The 18,216-nt window shown below is 34.7% G+C and carries 15 protein-coding genes and 2 pseudogenes; 5 read left to right on the forward strand and 12 right to left on the reverse strand.

Translation table 11 applies throughout. The annotated features are described in order from the left end of the window. Window positions 1-89 precede the first annotated feature (89 nt). Together BM012_RS26470 and BM012_RS15550 are read right to left on the reverse strand one after the other, a co-directional pair. Window positions 90-242 carry a hypothetical protein gene (locus BM012_RS26470; protein ID WP_161939327.1) on the reverse strand — a complete coding sequence of 51 codons (153 nt, stop codon included), beginning with the start codon at window positions 240-242 and terminating at the stop codon, window positions 90-92. A 138-nt stretch (window positions 243-380) separates the two neighbouring features. Continuing rightward, window positions 381-1,178 (reverse strand): IclR family transcriptional regulator, encoded by a 798-nt coding sequence (locus tag BM012_RS15550; RefSeq protein WP_019391008.1) that lies wholly within the window; start codon window positions 1,176-1,178, stop codon window positions 381-383. A gap of 734 nt (window positions 1,179-1,912) precedes the next feature. Here BM012_RS15550 and BM012_RS15555 point away from each other — a divergent pair. Together BM012_RS15555 and BM012_RS15560 are read left to right on the forward strand one after the other, a co-directional pair. After that, the gene (locus BM012_RS15555; RefSeq protein WP_061805650.1) at window positions 1,913-3,217 is read left to right on the forward strand and encodes an MFS transporter; all 1,305 of its coding nucleotides are present in this window, start codon (window positions 1,913-1,915) and stop codon (window positions 3,215-3,217) included. A 427-nt stretch (window positions 3,218-3,644) separates the two neighbouring features. Continuing rightward, complete coding sequence (locus BM012_RS15560) at window positions 3,645-3,824, forward strand: small acid-soluble spore protein H (protein ID WP_019391006.1); 180 nt, start codon at window positions 3,645-3,647, stop codon at window positions 3,822-3,824. Window positions 3,825-3,947: 123 nt separating this feature from the next. On the opposite strand, the pseudogene zwf reads toward BM012_RS15560, so the two are convergent. The 4 genes and pseudogenes from zwf to BM012_RS15580 form a co-directional block, all read right to left on the reverse strand. Further along, a pseudogene (zwf, locus tag BM012_RS15565) lies at window positions 3,948-5,135 on the reverse strand (glucose-6-phosphate dehydrogenase); the annotation flags it as partial. 74 nt (window positions 5,136-5,209) lie between these two features. Further along, window positions 5,210-6,238: an NADH:flavin oxidoreductase/NADH oxidase gene (locus BM012_RS15570; protein WP_061805649.1), complete on the reverse strand. Its 1,029-nt coding sequence runs from the start codon at window positions 6,236-6,238 to the stop codon at window positions 5,210-5,212. A gap of 477 nt (window positions 6,239-6,715) precedes the next feature. After that, window positions 6,716-7,147 carry a MarR family winged helix-turn-helix transcriptional regulator gene (locus BM012_RS15575; RefSeq protein ID WP_061805648.1) on the reverse strand — a complete coding sequence of 144 codons (432 nt, stop codon included), beginning with the start codon at window positions 7,145-7,147 and terminating at the stop codon, window positions 6,716-6,718. A gap of 369 nt (window positions 7,148-7,516) precedes the next feature. Beyond that, window positions 7,517-8,611, reverse strand: a complete 1,095-nt coding sequence (locus BM012_RS15580) for an oxidoreductase (protein WP_061805647.1) — start codon at window positions 8,609-8,611, stop codon at window positions 7,517-7,519. A 164-nt stretch (window positions 8,612-8,775) separates the two neighbouring features. Here BM012_RS15580 and BM012_RS15585 point away from each other — a divergent pair, with 164 nt between their 5' ends. Then, the gene (locus BM012_RS15585; protein ID WP_061805646.1) at window positions 8,776-9,639 is read left to right on the forward strand and encodes a LysR family transcriptional regulator; all 864 of its coding nucleotides are present in this window, start codon (window positions 8,776-8,778) and stop codon (window positions 9,637-9,639) included. A 248-nt stretch (window positions 9,640-9,887) separates the two neighbouring features. Here BM012_RS15585 and BM012_RS15590 read toward each other — a convergent pair whose 3' ends face one another. After that, the gene (locus BM012_RS15590; protein WP_061805645.1) at window positions 9,888-10,985 is read right to left on the reverse strand and encodes an MBL fold metallo-hydrolase; all 1,098 of its coding nucleotides are present in this window, start codon (window positions 10,983-10,985) and stop codon (window positions 9,888-9,890) included. A gap of 421 nt (window positions 10,986-11,406) precedes the next feature. Between BM012_RS15590 and BM012_RS15595 the strand changes: the two genes are divergently transcribed. Continuing rightward, a complete protein-coding gene (locus BM012_RS15595; RefSeq protein ID WP_235862812.1) occupies window positions 11,407-11,826 on the forward strand; it encodes a helix-turn-helix transcriptional regulator in 420 nt (139 codons plus the stop codon). Window positions 11,827-11,921: 95 nt separating this feature from the next. On the opposite strand, the gene BM012_RS15600 is transcribed toward BM012_RS15595, so the two are convergent. Further along, the gene (locus BM012_RS15600) at window positions 11,922-12,452 is read right to left on the reverse strand and encodes an IseA DL-endopeptidase inhibitor family protein (protein WP_061805643.1); all 531 of its coding nucleotides are present in this window, start codon (window positions 12,450-12,452) and stop codon (window positions 11,922-11,924) included. A 743-nt stretch (window positions 12,453-13,195) separates the two neighbouring features. Continuing rightward, entirely contained in the window at window positions 13,196-14,494 is a 1,299-nt protein-coding gene (locus BM012_RS15605) for a CitMHS family transporter (protein WP_061805642.1), read from the reverse strand. A 1,254-nt stretch (window positions 14,495-15,748) separates the two neighbouring features. Between BM012_RS15605 and BM012_RS26860 the strand changes: the two are divergent. Further along, window positions 15,749-16,072 (forward strand): annotated as a pseudogene (locus tag BM012_RS26860) (DUF4183 domain-containing protein); the annotation flags it as partial. Between the two features lie 183 nt (window positions 16,073-16,255). On the opposite strand, the gene BM012_RS15615 reads toward BM012_RS26860, so the two are convergent. The 3 genes from BM012_RS15615 to BM012_RS15625 form a co-directional block, all read right to left on the reverse strand. Then, on the reverse strand, window positions 16,256-16,534 hold the full coding sequence (locus tag BM012_RS15615) for a DUF4183 domain-containing protein (RefSeq protein WP_061805640.1): 279 nt from the start codon (window positions 16,532-16,534) through the stop codon (window positions 16,256-16,258). A 201-nt stretch (window positions 16,535-16,735) separates the two neighbouring features. Further along, window positions 16,736-17,458, reverse strand: a complete 723-nt coding sequence (locus tag BM012_RS15620; protein WP_061805639.1) for a vanadium-dependent haloperoxidase — start codon at window positions 17,456-17,458, stop codon at window positions 16,736-16,738. A gap of 316 nt (window positions 17,459-17,774) precedes the next feature. Further along, window positions 17,775-18,158, reverse strand: a complete 384-nt coding sequence (locus BM012_RS15625) for a VOC family protein (RefSeq protein WP_061805638.1) — start codon at window positions 18,156-18,158, stop codon at window positions 17,775-17,777. Window positions 18,159-18,216: the final 58 nt, after the last annotated feature.

An 18,216-nucleotide genomic window follows, 5' to 3' on the forward strand; every position in this document is an offset into this window, starting at 1 on the left:
ATGAAAACATTCCATTGTCAACAAAATTTTCAGATAATTTAAAATTTTGTTTAGGTATGTCATTTTTGTAAAAAATCTAAGTGTCTAGTTTAAACTGTTAAAACACGACCAAGCAGCTTATAATCTCCAACAAGCATAAAAAATCCATCTAAAAAGTTGCTCTCCAACCTTCTAGATGGGTTTACGAACTGATAAATATGAAAAAAGTGCACAAAGCTCGTAATTGTGAAATCTTCATGCATATTTCGTGAATTTATCCTCTTTTAAACAAAAAAAGTGTGATTCCCCTTAACAATTGAGGATTCACACTTTTTGAAAAAAGATGATTATTTTTATAAAGACGATCTACTGCTTTTTTAGTAGTCCTTTTAAATAAACGATTATAGAACCGTTTTCCCTCCACTGTAGCCCATATAATCTGATAGTAAATGAGCCACTTCAAGCAACTTTGGCAATGCAACCTTATCAATAAAGTCTTCCTGATAAACCGATTCTACTGCTACAACATTTAAAGCAGCTACAACTTTTCCTGTCCGATCAAAAATTGGCGCTGCAACAGAGTAGATATCAGGAAGGAATTCCCCACTTGTTATCGCATATCCTTTTTGACGAATAGATTCCAAATGCTGCTGAAGCTCACCTGGGACTGTTGGAGTTTTATCCGTATAAGGAGTAAGATTTGAAATATGAAACATTTCCGTTACTCTCTCTTTTGGTTCATATGCAAGTAGTAATTTTCCATTGGCTGTTGCATGAGCTGGGAGCCGTAAGCCAATGTTTACATTAACAACAGATATCCCTCTAATCGGAGCACTTCCTACATATACAACTTCCTGTCCATCCAAAATAGATAAATGACAAGAGGCACCGATTTCATCACGTAATGTTTCCATATAAGGCTGGGCAATCTCCGGGAATTTCAAACTGTTTAAATAACTAAAACCCAATTCAAGTACTTTTGGCGTTAGACTATAACGCTTTGTATTTTCATCTTGGGAAAGGTAACCAAGATTTTGAAGTGTAAATAACAAACGATATGGGACCGTTCTGCTTACGCCCAAGTGTTTCGCTATTTCTGAAAGCGACAAACTAGGCTGTTCCTCATTGAAAAGCTTTATAATTTCTAATCCTCTTGTTAATGCGTTAGCGCTATATTTTTCTTTCTCTACGCTTGCCATTTAAGTATCCCTCCTGTTGTTTATTATGCTAATTTTCTGACACCCTAAGCTTATATAGAAGAAAACACCTTCACCTTTCTTTCTCTACAAAAGGTGAAGGCACACCTGACAGCCTCTCTTTATCAGACCATCTATTGTCACTATAAATAAAAGTAAAAACTAAGTGCCTCTAGCTTCAATATGCTTTAGTTAATCATTTTTTTAAAAAGGTTTATATTAAAGAATCATGTAAAAGATTTCTAGTTTTCTTTACTTAAACCTCTATTTAACCTCAGATTATACAGTAATTTCATAGTTAATAGTTCATATCCAAAACATTATTTATATGTAAATTATAGGTTTTTCTAAGTTTGAATTCAACACGAATAAACAAGAATCCCTAACAACTTATGGATTACTAACAGCATTAATATTATTTTTGGTAATTACGAGAAATGAAGTTTTCTATGACATGAATGCAAGTAAAAATGTTGAGTCTTTAAAATATTGAATTTTCAAAATATTAAATTGACAAATGATTCTGGTTATTTTATTGTTAAAAAATAAAAACAAAGTTTTATAAGTAAAACATAAGTGAGGTTTCTCTTTATCGTGTTTTCCTAGAAAAGTAAAGAATGAGGAGAATTATTGCTTTTGCTGAAGAGAATAAATCTTTCTTTAGTGAATTTCCCTTCATTCATTTGCTTTTCGCTTTATATCATAAGGAAATTAATATTTACTAGGGAGAGGATAAGATGGTACAGGGACAAAAAAGATGGTTGTATATTATCGTACCCATTTTCTTTTTTTGGTTCTTCGGACAAATCGATAAGGTTGGGATTTCTGTCATTCAAACAGACCCCGAATTTTTAAAGGCACTTGGGATAACAGGTGAAAATAAAAATGTAAAAATTGGCCTCCTTTCATTTGTGTTTACTATTGCATATGGGGTGTCAAATCTCTTTTGGGGCTTCATTATCGACAAATTAGGTGCACGAAAAACTGCTATTGCCGGATTATGTGTTTGGACGCTTACTATGATTTCGTCAGGTCTCAGTACTTCATATGAGATGTTTTTAATAAGCCGAATTATTCTTGGTTTTGGAGAAGGAATGATGATACCTGTATCTGGTAAGTTTATTTCTGCATGGTTTAATAAAATTGAATTAGGACGTGCTCAGGCATCATGGCTTACAGGAAACTATTTAGGGCCTGCTATTGGATCTGTTGTACTGGTACTCGTTATTTCATCATTTCACTGGCAGGCAGCTTTCTTTATGTTAGCAGCCTTTAACTTATTTATTAATATCCCCATGTTTATCTTCCTGACAAGAAATACGCCGGAAGAACACCCAGGAGTTGGCAAAGATGAACTAGCTTTTATCCGTCATTCGGATTATGAAAAAGAAGAAAAAATAACAGAGAATAAAAATTTTGCTCAAGATTACCGTTTCTGGCTTGTCTGGCTTGGTATGCTAGTAAATTCTTTTCTCTTCTTCGGAATCAGTATTTGGCTTCCTACATATCTCATAGAAGCCAAAGGATTTGAACAAGAAGGCATGTCAAGCATTACTTCACTTTCCTGGTTATTTGCGCTTGGGTTTGTTTTAGCATGCGGTTTTCTTGCCGATAAAACAAATCGTCCAAGTTTAATGGCAACCATTTTATTTTCAATGACAGCCCTCTTTTTAACACTAGCTGTTTTTATCCCTAATCCAATTTTAGCTGGAGTTTGTATGGGTCTGGCAATGGGCTGTCAGGGAGGAGTTTTCCATCTAAGTAATATGCTAATAGTAAAATATTCAACGCCTAAAACAGCTGGACGGGCAGCTGGTTTGTTAGGTTTTGCAAATATTATGGGCGGCTTTTCAAGCTATATTATGGGATGGCTTCGTGACCTATCAGATGGGGACTTCAGTACATCAATTGCTATGCTAATTTTTGCATCTCTTCTAGGTGTAAGCGCTTACGTATTTACTATTAAGAAAGAATCTACTAAGCTTCATGAGAATTACTTGCCTATCCAAAAAACGAAGGGTCCTGACTCTAAAACTCTTTGATAGCACTAAAGAAACTTCATAGCCTTCACAATGACAAATCATATCCAACATAAAATGAGCCTCTTTTTTAATAACACAATTATTATTATAGGTACTTTATTCGTCTAACCTTTCATATCTTTTAAATTTCCTCTTTTCCTTTTTTAACTGTTTAATAGTTAATCATTAGTCTCTTATTATGTCTAATAATGGGTAAGAGGTAGAATGACGAACAGCCAAGGCTATTTTGAAAAAGTACTTGGCTGACTAGGTATCACTAGATTTATCTACATGAAAGGCAACCTCCTTTATTCCTGAATAAACGAACTGATGTAAATATATTAGGAGGTAATCAACGATGATATCTCGTTTTACACTCTTTTTATGTATATAAAGCAGTTAAACGTAAATACTGTAACTGTTATAAATGAAAAAGGAGGCTGTCAACATGGATGCACAAAGAGCACAAGAAATTTCTAATTCAACGAACATGGCTAATATAATGTATAATGGAAAAAATGTTTATATTGAACATGTAGATCAAGAAAATGGAACAGCTACAATTCATAATATTGATGAACCAAATAATAAACAAAGTGTTTCTATATCAGATTTAACAGAACAGTAATTCAATTAAAAAAGATATATAAGACAGTGTGTTTCTTTTAAAAGACTCCATGTTAGGAGTCTTTTTTATATTAGTATTGATAGATGTTATACTTTCCTAATGTTTTGTCTTAAAGTGGCCGAACTAATTTTTACGTTCCGAATATTCTTCATCAAACCACCATTTGAACCCGTCCTCTTCTAGTAAACGATTAGCTTCATCTGGGCCATGGGAACCTGATGAGTATGGATAAAGAGGCAAAAGATTTTCTTCAAAGGCTTCTAGTATTGGCTGAATCCATTCCCAAGCTAATTCAACTTCTTTCCAATGAGCAAAGAAGGTGGAATCATTTGTTAAAGCATCGAAGATTAGACGTTCATAAGCTTCAGGTGCTCCTTTTTGTTCTGCTGCAAATTCCACTCTAACCGGTTCAATTTTTCCATTTTTTAATGAGTTTTTACTATTCAATTGTAAGGCTACATTTTCATGTGGGTTAATTTCAATAATTAAGAGATTTGGTTCAACTGTCTCATCTTGATTTTTGTACAGATCTTTTAAGTAGTTTTTGAATTCAATAACAATTCGAGTTGACTTATCCTTCATTCTTTTTCCAGTCCGAATGTAAAAAGGGACTCCATTCCAAAAGGAATTATCAATCCATAACCGTGCAGCTACAAATGTATCATTTTGAGAAGAAGAATCAATTTTAGGTTCATCGGTATATTTTACAACTGGTTGACCATGAATTTCACCTGCATCATATTGACCTCGGATAATATGCAGATCTACATCTTCTTTCTTTATCGAACGAAGTGACTCCATCACTTTCCTCTTTTCATCACGGATTTCGTGTGAACTAAGTTTTTTAGGAAGATGCATAGCAGTCATCATTACAAGTTGTAGCATGTGGTTTTGCACCATATCCCGAATTTCACCTGCTTGGTCATAATAATCAGCTCTTTTTTCTACTCCGACCGTCTCACTTGCTGTAATCTGAACATTAGCAATATGTTGGTTGTTCCATAATGATTGAAGAATAGGGTTGGCAAATTCTAAAGCCTCCAAGTTTTGAACCATAGATTTTCCAAGATAATGATCAATTCGATAAATTTCATCTTCTTTGAATGCTTGACTTAATTTCTCATTTAAGTCTTGCGCAGATGTTAAATCATGCCCAAATGGTTTTTCAATAATAAGACGCTTCCATCCTTTTGTAGAACCTAATCCACTTTCTTTGATGTTTAATGCAATGAGATCGAAAAAATCTGGTTTAAACAAGTAGCAAAAAAGGACCTTCGACTGAAGATCCTTTTTCTCCCTACTAAATATTTTATGATTTAATTCTGCTTAGTTACTATTTATCATAATGGCAAGCTTATCTTAAATAGATATATTTGAATGGAAGCTTAACGTCTAAAACCATCCACGTATTGTTTAGGAATTTCAGTTTCTTTGTTTAATTTTTTCGATGCTTCTAATGCCCAGTAAGGATTTCTTAACATGCCTCGGCCAACAGCAATAAGGTCTGCTTCCTCATTTCCAATCACTGCGTTAGCAAGTGTTGGTTCGTCTAGTCTTCCTACAGCAATAACAGGTACATTAAGTGCTTTTTTAATTTCTCTTGCAAGAGGCACTTGGTATCCCGCGTGTGTTCCAGGACGTCCCCCTGCCCCGATTGGACCTTCTCCACCTGAAGAGATATCAAAGATATCAACACCTGCTTCTTGATATTTTTTCGCAAATTCGATGCTTTCTTCGATATCATATCCATCTTCTACATATTCTTTTGCAGAAATACGCATCATTAATGGCATATCTGCTGGCATTTCCTCTTTAGCTGCGCGAAGAACTTCACGACCAAACTTCGTTAAATCTTGTCCATACTCATCGTCACGTTTGTTTGTTAATGGAGAATGGAATTGATGAATTAAGTAGCCATGAGCACCATGAATTTCAATTGCATCAACGCCTGCTTTTATTGCACGTTGTACCGCTTTACGGAACTTTTCGACCATCTCTTTCACTTCTTCAGTTGAAAGTGCACGAGGTTGTTTATAATTCTCGTCAAAAGCAATGGCAGATGGTGCTACAGGAACTTCTGCATCTTCTGCTTTACGTCCTGCGTGGGCAATTTGAATACCTACTTTTGCTCCATATTGGTGACAAGCATCTACAATGCGTTTGATTGCTGGAATTTGATCATCAGACCATAAACCTAAGTCGTAATCTGAAATTCGTCCGTCTGCTTCTACATCTGTCATTTCAATTATAATAAATCCAGCTCCACCAATTGCCCGACTTACATAATGTTGATAGTGGAAGTCTGTCGCAATTCCGTCTTTCGCCTCTACTGAATATTGGCACATTGGAGGCATGACAATACGGTTTTTCATCTCCAGCCCTTTTAGTGTATAAGGTGTAAATAAATCGTTCATTTTAAAAACTCCTTTATTATTTTTTTATGCTTTAATGAACACCCAAAACCAATGGAAAGTGAAAAATCTTTTCCCCTTCTGTCATCAGCGCTCATCTTTTGAACTATTTATCGTTCACACATATTTTTAATATGCATGCGCACGCATTCAAATTACCATCTCTATCATGCATCTATCAAATAATATTTCTTATATTTCATCATTCACTGTAGTTCAAAGACTAATCTATATAAATACCGCTAAGTTTAAGAGTGATGAACTCAACATGCATGCGCACGCATATAATTTACCATCTTATTTTTCTTCTGTCAAACGTTCATTTTGCATACACTTTATTAGAAATTCATGTATCACTATAACGATTGAGCTACTTTATAAAAATTAAGAATTTTCGCTCAATATAAAGTAAAATGGGTAGTAGATAGAATCAAGAACACCCTCATATTTATTTCTATCCTCTTATACCCATATCCTTTATTATTGAAACTTGTTTAGGAACGATTGCCACTCACTTTGAATTTTTCCTTCTGCTAAGGTGGATTGAAGAATTTCTTCAAAAGTAGCTAAAGCTTTGTTTAATTTTTCTTCCCCTAAGGGTGTTAACCGAGTGTAAATACCTCGACGGTCATCTTCACATAAGTGTCTCTCTAATGCTCCACAGCTGTTTGCTTCCATTCTTCCAACTAACCTTGAAATCGCACTTTGACTCAATCCAACCATCTCTTGCAACTGCTGCAATCTTAATTGCTTATCATCCGTTTGTGATAGAAAATAAAGAACATAAAACTCTTTTAATGATAAACTGTATTTCTCCTCTAGCGCACGTTCTAATGTATTTGCAATGTTTGTTTGTACATTAATGATGGATAGCCAATTATCTAGAAGATCATGTCTTTGATTGCCCTCCATACAAACCCCTCCTGTTTTATCTAAATCATTTGTTAACTCATTGAACTACATAATAGTTACTATAATAGCACATAATCTACACCCATTATTAATAATTTATTTTACTAAGTCAAATTTATGGAAATAATCGAGAGCTACTAATATGATAACGTTTAATTTATTAAAATATGCTGTCTTCCCTAGATATACATTTTCGTATGAAGATAATAATACCTTTAGCCTTATGCCTAACCGATATTCATCTCCCTCCTACTCATTGGGCTACGCCCTTCACATTCCTTGAGATGGGAGTCCTCTGTGAGAAAATGATAAAAGCCGATTCCCCTGTTAAGGAATCGGCTTTTTAAGAAAGGATCACCTATAGAAGACCTATACTTCAAATTCTTTAATTTTTGCATTAGGTCTTAAAATTTCTTCTTGATAAAACTCTCTTAGTTGTTCGCCATTTCTTACTTTTTGAACCCAATCATGATTAGCAAGTGCACCTTTTCCTAATGTAATAACATCTGCTTCTCCTCTTTCTACCATTTCACTCGCTGCTAAAGGATCTTCTAGATGACCATTTGCAATCACTGGAATGCCTCCATATTTCTTTGCCAAAGCGGCAAGAGATAAACCGCTAGTATCAAAAGCTGGTTGCTGTGCATGGTGCTCTGTAACATGGATATAATCTAAGCCAGATTTCCCTAATTGTTCAAAGATAATTTTAGCATCCTTCTCTTTTCCGGCCCATTTATGTTTATAATCATTGACTTTACTTTGTGAAATTCTAATGCCTACCGTAAAGTTTGGTCCTACCTCTTCCCTTACCGCTTTTGCTATTTCCACTAACAAACGAACTCGATTTTCTGTAGATCCTCCATACTCGTCCTTACGGTGATTCGTATAATCAGTTAGAAAGGCATCTAATAAATAACCATTTGCTCCATGAATTTCTACTCCATCAAAACCAACGGACTGAGCACGTTTGGCTGAATGAACAAATCCGTTTATTACTTCTTTAAGCTCTTCTTTTGTTGCTTCTTTCGGAAGAGGAAACGGCCCTTTTCCTCCATAAAATTCAAGTTGTTCTCCTTTAGGCTGGACAGCAGACGGAGCAATTGTCCCTTCAATAAAACGATTTCCTTGTGAAAGCGGTCCTGTGTGTTCTAACTGCATGAAAATTTTTGCTCCTGCTTCATGAACAGAGTCAACGAGTTGTTTCCATGTTTTTGCTTGTTCTTCATCGATCATACCAGGCTGGTGAAAATAGCACTGACTGTATTGATGATCTGTATACGTTCCTTCCGTAATAATGAGACCAAATCCTCCCTTTGCAAAAGAAGTATAGTAAGAAATCATTTTATCTGTTACTAATCCCTTTGCAGTAGCGCTTGTACGAGTCATCGGGGCCACTCCAACCCGATTATCTAACAGAGTATTCCCTAATGTAACACCCTCAAATAGTTTTTTTATATTTGTCATAGCTAAAACTCCCTCTTCTAATTTATCTATTTCTTCAGACTAAAAACTTCATCAACTAGTGAAGTTAAATACAATTATATTGTAATGAACCCAATGAATTTAGTAAAATAGATATAAATGAATAAAACGTTCAGTAAAATTGAACGAAGAAGGAGTTAGAGGCTATGGAGCTTCGGCAGCTTGTCACATTTAAAACAATTGTAGAGAAAGAAGGGTTCAAAAAAGCAGCTGATGAACTTGGCTATGCTCAATCATCTGTTACAAATCATATTAAAGAGTTAGAAGCAGAGCTTGACCAACCTTTATTCGATCGTTTAGGGAAACGGGTAGTTCTTACTGCTTTCGGTAAACAGTTCTTTCCATATGCAATCAAAATTATTAATCTTTATACAGAAATCAAAGAACGAGCTCACCAAAACCATGAACCTATAGGAGATTTAACGATTGGAGCAACAGAAGCTATCACAACATGTCGCTTACCACAAATATTGCTCCAATATAGCAAAAAATATCCCAAGGTGAATCTGTCCATCAAGTCTGTTGATCATCGAAATATTACGTCGGAACTTCAACAAGGGAATATTGATATAGCACTAGTATTAGAAAAAGATGATTGGACTGCAAAGGATTTATATTTTGAAAAAATTAAGAGGGAACCAATGATGTTACTTACTCCTTTAAAAAACAAAGGAAACAGGAAAACCGTTCTATATACAGAGCGAACGTGCGCTTACAAAAGAATTTTTGATGATTATATCGAAGATCATCATATCGAAGTGGACAATAGCGTTGATTTCGCCAGTGTAGAGACGATTAAACAATGTGTTATTAGTGGGCTTGGTACTTCATTGTTGCCTTATTTTACAGTCAAAAAAGAGCTTCAAGATGGGCTATTAAATGGAAAGATAATTCAAGGTGAACAGTACGGTGTTTCTACATTTATTGCTTATCATAAAGATAAATGGGTGTCTCCAGCGATGGAAAGTATCATTTTTTTAATTCACGACTATGCTAAAAGTTGGGATTAGGCGTGCAGTTATATATTTCTTCTTGAAATTAATGACTGACGATTTATGCAAAAACCATCCTCAGATGGAGTAAAATTACGAGGATGGTTTTTAACTATTTATATTTTTTATTCTTTAAAAATTTTATTCTTTTTTAACTTTTTTACATCAACTTAGTTAACATAATAATTTTATAATAAACTTATCTACCATGGACTTTTTATTATTCATTAGATCCTTATCCTCATTATTTCCAAAATCTACTTTACTTACATTCTCCACCAAACTGAAGATGAATGTGATATCTCTCCTGTTAATTCAACAGTTTCTCCAATCTGAGGAACTACCATATTCACATCTGCTTTTTGTGCCTCCATTAAGGCTCTTTCTACAGGTTCTGTCCAAGGATGAAAAGCAAGCGTAAAAGCTCCCCAATGGATTAACATCATCCGCTTTCCACCAACATCGATATTAGCTTGCACAGATTCTTCAGGCTTCATATGAATGTCAGACCAGCGTCGATCATATTGGCCACCTTCCATTAAGGTCATATCAAAAGGTCCATATTTTTTTCCTATTTCTTTAAAATGTTCATCATATCCCCCGTCTCCGCTCGTATAAAAACGCGTTTTTTGTCCAAGAACGACCCACCCTCCCCATAGAGTCGTATTTCGATTAAAAACTCCTCTTCCAGAAAAGTGTTTTGATGGTGTTAGCGCTACTGTTAAGCCGTGAAACTCCCTTTCCTCCCACCAGTTCAGTTCAGTGATTTTTTCTTTGGCAATCCCCCATCGAAGGAGGTGGGGACTAACACCGAGAGGAACAAAGAAATGTTCCACTTTATTCTTTAACTTTCGGATTGACGGATAATCAAGGTGGTCGTAATGATCATGAGTAAGAAGGACAGCATCAATACGAGGTAATCGATCAATAATTGTTAATGTATCTTGGCTATAACGTTTACTTCCTACGAACGAAACTGGTGAAGCCACAAAGCCTAGCATCGGATCAACGAGCATCTTCTTCCCATCGATACTAAGTAAAAAGGCAGAGTGACCAAACCAAGTTAAACTATCTTTTTCACTGTTGACTTTATCCCAATCAATTTCAAGAATAGGAAGGTTTTGATTTGGTTTTCGCTCTCCTCTATTCCTAAAAGAATCTTTAAGCATAGAGAACATATCAGCGACACCCATATTCTCATTCGTTGGTACTAAATTCACGAATCTCCCATTTTTATAATTATTGAGGCTACTATAATTCTCCTTTTGTTCTTTCTTTACACTTCCTCCAAATACAGGATGAAAGTTGATAAATGATACAATGGCCAGACATAATACAAGTAAAACAGCGATTAAATATATCATCACTAGTTCCCCATTCCTTTCAACTTTAGCTATGTATTTTTTGAAGATGTCTCTTGCTTCTATTAGTATACTCTTACTCTTGTAAATTCAGAAAATAAAAAAGCCTAACAACCATCATAAAGTGGTGTTAGACTTTTTATTTCTATACTCTCCATTTAGTTAAATGAAATTTCTGATTTTTAAACTTATTAATTCTCATTTTATTTAAAGCGCTTACAAGTATAACTATTAATTTCTGATGTTCTTACATACTCTTAAAATTACGCTCAATCTGTTCTAATGATAACCCTCTTGTTAATGGTTTCATTTCTCAGGTATATCTAGTGAGCATTATTTTAATTTACTCTTTGAAAAAAGCGGCTGTATTTTTTCAGTTAAAAACAATTTTGTGATTCCAGAATGCATAAGTCAAATTGTCCGCATGGCGGAAAAAGCAAATATTAATGAACATTTAATCTCTATGAATATTCATAAAATCATGTATGAATTGAATGAAGTCACACACGAAACAACGGATATCCAAGAAAGAGTGATTAAACATGCTATTTCCTATATCGAAAATCATTTTACAAAAGAAATTAACTTAAAAGAGTTAGCTCAGTATGTTCATTTAACTCCTTTCCACTTTTCACGTGTATTTAAAAAGCACACTGGATTCTCACCATATGAGTACATTATCAACTTCCGAATCAATTATGCTAAAAAGTTACTTCAAAACACAAACACATCTATTAAAGAAATTTCGATTGAATCCGGATTTAATAGCGACACTCACTTTATGACAACATTTAAAAAACATACAAACTTAACTCCAAAACAGTTTAGAGAAATTCAATTTTAGATACTCTGTATAAAAACACACTGGATAAAGCTCTTATTTACATCTCTATAAAGAAAAAAGCAACTTGCTTCTATAGCAAGTTGCTTTTTTCTACTTTATTGAACTGCATCAAATTTATTTACTTTCCATTGTGTTCCCGCTTTGTAGAATGTTACAGTACGTTTTACAGTTGCTCCATCAACAGTTGGAACTGTAAACTCATAAGAACGAACTGTGGATGTTTGATAAACAAGTTTTGCTTTCGCTTTTGTCCACTCTAGCATGCTGAATCCGTCGCCAACTGGATGAGCAAGTTTGCCATTGTATGTGATGTAGCTGTATTTTGTTAATCCCTTTTCAACTGCGTTATTTGTAAATGTTTCAGATAAGTAGTTTGTTAATTCTGCTTTAGTATCAAATTCTGGGCAAAGGTATGTGTACGGTGTTCCTTTATAGTTAAATGTGCCTTGTGTACATGGTGTTTTTTTATAACCGTGTAGGGCATTCCAGAAATGATCGCTGGCACTAGCTGCGATTTTAATCGCATTTGCATTTGTTAAGGTTTGAGAATTTGTCTGTGCTGTGGCTCCTGTGCTTAGAGCAAAAAATATTGCGATTGATGATAATACTAGTCCAATTTTCTTCATTTCTAAATCACTCCTCAATTTTAAATTCATATCTTTATGTAACGTAAATTTGTTTTGCATTACTTTTGTTACATTTATATTACAACAAATTTTAAAAAAAGAAAAGGATTTTCTCTCTTTTTATGAAATTTATTTACTATTTCTCTATTTATTCCGTATTAAGAGAGTGTTTTTTATTAAAATTAAAAATAAAGCGGTTTTTATATGACAAAATTATTACAATAAAGACATTTTACGACTTATTTTTTATTTACCCTTTTCTTTAGAAAAAAAACTAATAAAAACGACTCTCGTTTATTTTCTAAAAAAAGTTTAGTAAAGGTTCTTAGTCTATTCTTACTCTGATGTGGTATTCCTTCTTCTTTCTTTTCTTTATTTAAAATTCTGGAACCTTCCTTATAAAAAGAGAGTTATATCTATTGGTAACGCTTACAAATCCCTTTTCCCACCTTTTTCTATTTCAAAACCCCCTAGCCTTCATGTTTACAACATAAAACGCATTTTTGATTCATTTTGAAACCCAAAGTGGAATTGTACTATATAATATCATCAAACGGTTGGGATATCTCTGGAACCGTATGGATTAACATCACTCGTTCTCCAATGGAAGAAGTGGATCAGAAACCACATTATATTTCTCAAGATTTAAACGAAATATTAGCGTTAGTATGATATATTGAAATGTAAATTCCTTCGCAAACAAAAAGCGACGATGTTAAAAGTCATCGTCGCTTTTTGTTCTTTTAAAATGGAATAGCTCCTGTTAAAACAGCTATTATTGTCATAACTACAGTTGTTCCGATCGCCCATTTTAACAAGAATTTTTGATGCTCTCCAAATTCCACCCCTACAAGTCCGATTAAAATAAATGTTGCTGGAACAAGAGGGGATAAAGGAAAGCCTACAGTTGAATGTCCTAAAAGAGCAGCTCTCCCCACTTCTGCTGGATTCACGCCAAAATTTGCTGCTGTTTCACTTAAAATCGGCAAAATTCCAAAATAGTACGCATCAGGAGAAAAAATAAAGTTAAGCGGAAGACTTGTTAGAGCTACAACTAATGCCAAGTGTGGCCCTAACCAATCTGGAACAATTGAAACAATAGAATTGGCCATAGCATCCATCATTTTTGTACCACTGAAAACACCGATAAAAATACCTGCCGCAAACACAAGAGTACTGATCGTAACAAAGCTATGAGCGTGACTCAAAATTCTTTCTTGCTGTTCTTTTGGATTTGGGAAATTGATAAATAGAGCGATCGTAAAAGCAATCGCAAATAAAATTTGGATTGGCAATACTTCCATAACTAAAAGAACCATAAGCGTTAATGTAAGCAGTAAATTAAACCAAAATAAGTGTGTCCCTCCTTTTTCACCTGCTACAGCTTGTTCTGCGAGACCTTTTGTTTGTGTTGCTTCTAGATTAATAACACCTAAGCGATCACGTTCTTTTTTGCCAAGTATATAAGCAGAAAAAAGCGTCCATAAAAGGCCTGAAATCATAACAGGAATAAGCGGGATAAATAGATCCGATACTTCAACCCCAAGGCTTGCAGAAGCTCGCACTAAAGGTCCTCCCCAAGGAATAATGTTCATAACGCCCGCTGCTAATGCAACAACACAGGCTAAGACCAGTCGATTCATTCCTAACCGTTTATAAAGAGGGAGCATGGCTGAAATTGTAATCATAAAAGTAGACGAACCGTCTCCATCAAGCCCAACAATGATTGTAATAATAGCTGTTGCCATTACAACCTTCAGTGGATCTCCTTTTACAAACGTAAGAATACGAGAAACCATTGGATCAAATAACCCTACATCAATCATTAATCCAAAGTATAAAATAGCAAAAACGATCATAACCGCTGTTGGCGCGACAGTTATAATCCCGTCCATCATCATCTCGCCCATATTTGTCCCAAATCCCCCAATTAGAGCAAAAGCGACAGATACAAACACAAACGCAACAACCACTGAGAGCCTTTTAAAAATAACGAGAAAAAGAAAAGTAGCAATCATACAAAAACCTAATATCGACAACACAACCCAAATCCCCCTTTGCATATAAAACAGTACAGTTAGAAATCCACCTTGAAAAGTCTAAATATTCTAAAAATTATATCTACACATGTTCTTCCCCTCACTTTCTTCATAACAGTTAAACTAGTATGTAAGCCTTATCATAGAAGATTAATGTTCATTATAGCATCTCTGTTGGGCCTTTTTCGTAGAAAACATAAATTTTTAAAACTTTTTAGGACGAACCTCGTCAAAAATTATACATCTACAGATAAGGAGAGAAAATGGAAAATTTTATTTTGGCCGTTTTCATTTGTATTATCTTTCTATTAAACATTTGCTCTTTTATTTTTTTTAAACGATCACAATGGCGGTTTGTTCTATGGGGACTTTCTATAATGCTCTCGTCCCCTATCATTGGATTTTTAAGCGGCAGTTTGCTCTTATCATTTTCAACATCTTGAACAAGGTGAAACCGGAGAAGGAGCTGCGTACGGAGGCGCTATTTTAGGGTTCTTTACATGTGCGAATGGATTTCTAATTCTACTAGGTGGTTCTATATATGTACTAGTCCTTAAACTTCGAGCGCGTTAAATTAAAAAGACAAACAAAGAGGGACAACAAAATTCCTCTTTGTTTGTTTTTTTCTCTATTTAACAAAGTGTCATGAAATACATATCATACATTGTTTTATAGGCTTCTGTATTTTTCTATAGAATTTCTATGAAACCTTATTTTAATAGTAAAAAGAGAGATTTCTATATAAATTTACTTTTGTAAGCATCCATAGATTTATATAAAATTTGTGGTCGTTTGCGTGGTCATGAGGTCGGAATATGGTCATCATGTTTAGTATTGAGCCAAACTATACAGCATATCCTTTAGTAACACAAGGAAAAGTTCAGATTCCCTATCATAAAAGGGGTGTGGACTTTCTAACTTCCCTGAAAATGTATCATGTTAACTAAAAATAAATACACTATTCATATTATACGAGGTTGGATAACTAGACACTTAACGCTTAACCCCTAATAAAATACATACTTTGTTGCTTTCAAAAGAACGAGGACAAGCATCCAAACAGAATCTATGCATTTTCATATATATAGTAAGTCTCAAATAAAGGAGGCTCCTTGTATGTGTTTTTATTGTAGAAGAGATAAGTTTCATGGAAAAGGCAAAGGAAGGCCGTGTACTCATAAAAGAGAGAATAATTGTTGTCCTTGTTCTCGTTGTTATTCTTGCTCTAATTCCCGACCTCCTTGTTGCCCGGTATTGGGGCCGCAAGGACCGCGAGGTTTACCAGGGTCACAAGGACCACCAGGGCCGCCAATTTCCGGACCAATACAAACAACTAGTTTATTATATTTTACTTTTTCAGATGGACAGAACCTTGTGTATACAAATAGTGATGGTTTTGGAGAATATGGAATAACTGAGATACTATCACCAAATGAAGTTTCCTATATTAATTTGTTTATTAATGGGATTCTCTAACCTCAAAGTAATTACCAAGTAGAAAATGGAAAATTAACTTTGTTGGTGGATGAAGCTCCTTCAGAAGGTGTACCTATTACTCTTCAGTTTATAATTATTAATTAATGAAATGATTTATATATATTATGATGTGTTTTACAGCTGAAAATGGGGTGGAATCGAGGTTTTAACAGAGAGAAACATAATCTAAGATACATTCTTATCTCGATTGAAAAAATGAATATAGCCAGAAAGGGATCCATATTCTCCAAGGAGAATTGATCCCTTTCTGGTTATAAAATAATAGGATTAGTTAACTACAATTTCAATAAGGATCGGCGTTGCATCATCAAGTACATCGCCACCTGGAATAGTTATAGTAGTAAGGGTAGCGGTATCAGCTGTTTGAGGCTGCACATTTATATATAAAACATAATAAGCAAATGATGCTGGAAATGCTGTAGTGGTTGCACCAGTGTCATCTATAAAAGTTGTCGCTGCAATTGCAAACGTTGCACCAGTACCTGTACCATCTCCTATTGTGGCACTAAATTTTCTGGAAGCCATGAAGGGTTTGATAATAGGCATTTATATTCACTCCTTCCCAAATAAATTAGGGCAAATTTGTTAGCGAAAAAACTTGTCCCTTTTCTAGTCTATTATTTTATTTTTTTGGTAACGGTAAATGATTTAATACATAAGCACATTTTTGTAGAATTTTGATACGTTTAAATTGCTTTTTAATATTTATTTTTCTTTCTTTTTAGTTTGTGTATGTTACCGGTTATTTCATTTCATGCAATGGTATACATTATTTTGAGCTCTTAATAGCTGTACTACCATTTCTCCTACTTGTCTACCAAGTTTTAAACCTTCATCATTATCAACTTTAAAATGTACTCCAGCATATAAACGAGATTGAGCACTTTGTTCCATCAATTGACTCATTGTAGAGGACTCCTGAGGGAAAAAATAATTTACTATTACTTCTGAGCACCCTGCAATTGTTGCATGTGCAGAAGGATAAGCTGGAAAACGTGGTGTAAATAGAACGCTGGGTATATTTCTGTTGTACTGATTTGGACGTGCTACATCCCAGAGATATTTTAAAAACCATGTTATAACACATACGTCATTTATGGCAGCATGAAAATAACCTAATATTCTAGCAGTATATGGTGAACCCATTCTATATCTTTCAGCGAGACTATAAATCATAGGTGTAACTTTGGAAGTTAGTTCATCTGAACCCCAGTATCGTGCGATTTGAGCCTGTTGCGATGTTAAGGAAGCCGATGTTTGTTCTACAATTAGTAATTCTCTGTTCCAATCAATAGTGTCAGGATTTCTAATGTTCCAATTGATACGTCGTTGAAATGGATCTAAAAAATTGTTACTTCCTTCTCTTTTTATAAAAAACATAGGCCAATATCCTGCTTCAGGTGAGCCTTTAGGAGGGGTCTGTTCTCCTGGATAAGGATGTTCTGTCCATTTTCTATAAGGTATCCGCATAAACTCCAACTCCCTATGTAATGTTCTTTTTGTTTCTTATGATTAAGTATAGAGAGATATGACAATTCATTGAAGATACACTGTTGCTATGGAAACATCGTTTATATGATTGTGCCTATGTAAAAAGCCATTGGAATCTTCATATCCAACGGCTTTTCTTCCGATAACAAAAATTATGTTAACTTGATTTGTGTATTACGTACATGCTGTATCAGTTTTTTATAATAATTAGATATTTGTCCACTTTGTCTTTACTTTTTTCACATATAATGCATGAAAGAAACTTAATTTTGAAGCAATGCTGATTAATCGTTAATTACTTCTGCACAATCTGAATAAAGTTGCCGCATGTATCATCGAAGACAGCCAATGTGACTTCGCCCATTTCTGTCGGCTCTATAGTAAACTTCACACCGTATTTTATTAATCGTTTGTATTCTTCGCGAACATCTGCAACGCCAAACATTGTTGCTGGGATGCCTTCAGCAAATATTTTCTTTTGATACTCTTTGGCCGCTGGATGGTCATTCGGTTCGAGCAAAAGCTCGGTACCGTCTTGATCATCGCGAGAAACAAGGGCTATCCACCTATATTCGCCGACGGGAACGTCATGCTTTTTTACAAAGCCTAGCGTTTCTGTATAAAACTTCAATGCCTTGTCTTGATCTTGAACGAAGATACTGGTAACAATGATGTTCATAATGGTATTGCCCCCTTTGATATTTGCGACGTATGGTACTCTGCTAACAATCTGGCTC

Origin of the sequence: Priestia endophytica DSM 13796 (assembly GCF_900115845.1) — a bacterium.
GTDB lineage: Bacteria > Bacillota > Bacilli > Bacillales > Bacillaceae_H > Bacillus_I > Bacillus_I endophytica.

Bases quoted from the DNA above. Each gene is read 5' to 3' on its own strand.
- BM012_RS15600 (WP_061805643.1), bottom strand. From the start codon at position 12,452: ATGAAGAAAATTGGACTAGTATTATCATCAATCGCAATATTTTTTGCT.
- BM012_RS15595 (WP_235862812.1), top strand. From the start codon at position 11,407: ATGGCGGAAAAAGCAAATATTAATGAACATTTAATCTCTATGAATATT.
- BM012_RS15625 (WP_061805638.1), bottom strand. From the start codon at position 18,158: ATGAACATCATTGTTACCAGTATCTTCGTTCAAGATCAAGACAAGGCA.
- BM012_RS15580 (WP_061805647.1), bottom strand. From the start codon at position 8,611: ATGACAAATATAAAAAAACTATTTGAGGGTGTTACATTAGGGAATACT.
- BM012_RS15620 (WP_061805639.1), bottom strand. From the start codon at position 17,458: ATGCGGATACCTTATAGAAAATGGACAGAACATCCTTATCCAGGAGAA.
- BM012_RS26470 (WP_161939327.1), bottom strand. From the start codon at position 242: ATGCATGAAGATTTCACAATTACGAGCTTTGTGCACTTTTTTCATATT.
- BM012_RS15590 (WP_061805645.1), bottom strand. From the start codon at position 10,985: ATGATATATTTAATCGCTGTTTTACTTGTATTATGTCTGGCCATTGTA.
- BM012_RS15570 (WP_061805649.1), bottom strand. From the start codon at position 6,238: ATGAACGATTTATTTACACCTTATACACTAAAAGGGCTGGAGATGAAA.
- BM012_RS15575 (WP_061805648.1), bottom strand. From the start codon at position 7,147: ATGGAGGGCAATCAAAGACATGATCTTCTAGATAATTGGCTATCCATC.
- BM012_RS15585 (WP_061805646.1), top strand. From the start codon at position 8,776: ATGGAGCTTCGGCAGCTTGTCACATTTAAAACAATTGTAGAGAAAGAA.
- BM012_RS15550 (WP_019391008.1), bottom strand. From the start codon at position 1,178: ATGGCAAGCGTAGAGAAAGAAAAATATAGCGCTAACGCATTAACAAGA.
- BM012_RS15555 (WP_061805650.1), top strand. From the start codon at position 1,913: ATGGTACAGGGACAAAAAAGATGGTTGTATATTATCGTACCCATTTTC.
- BM012_RS15615 (WP_061805640.1), bottom strand. From the start codon at position 16,534: ATGCCTATTATCAAACCCTTCATGGCTTCCAGAAAATTTAGTGCCACA.
- BM012_RS15560 (WP_019391006.1), top strand. From the start codon at position 3,645: ATGGATGCACAAAGAGCACAAGAAATTTCTAATTCAACGAACATGGCT.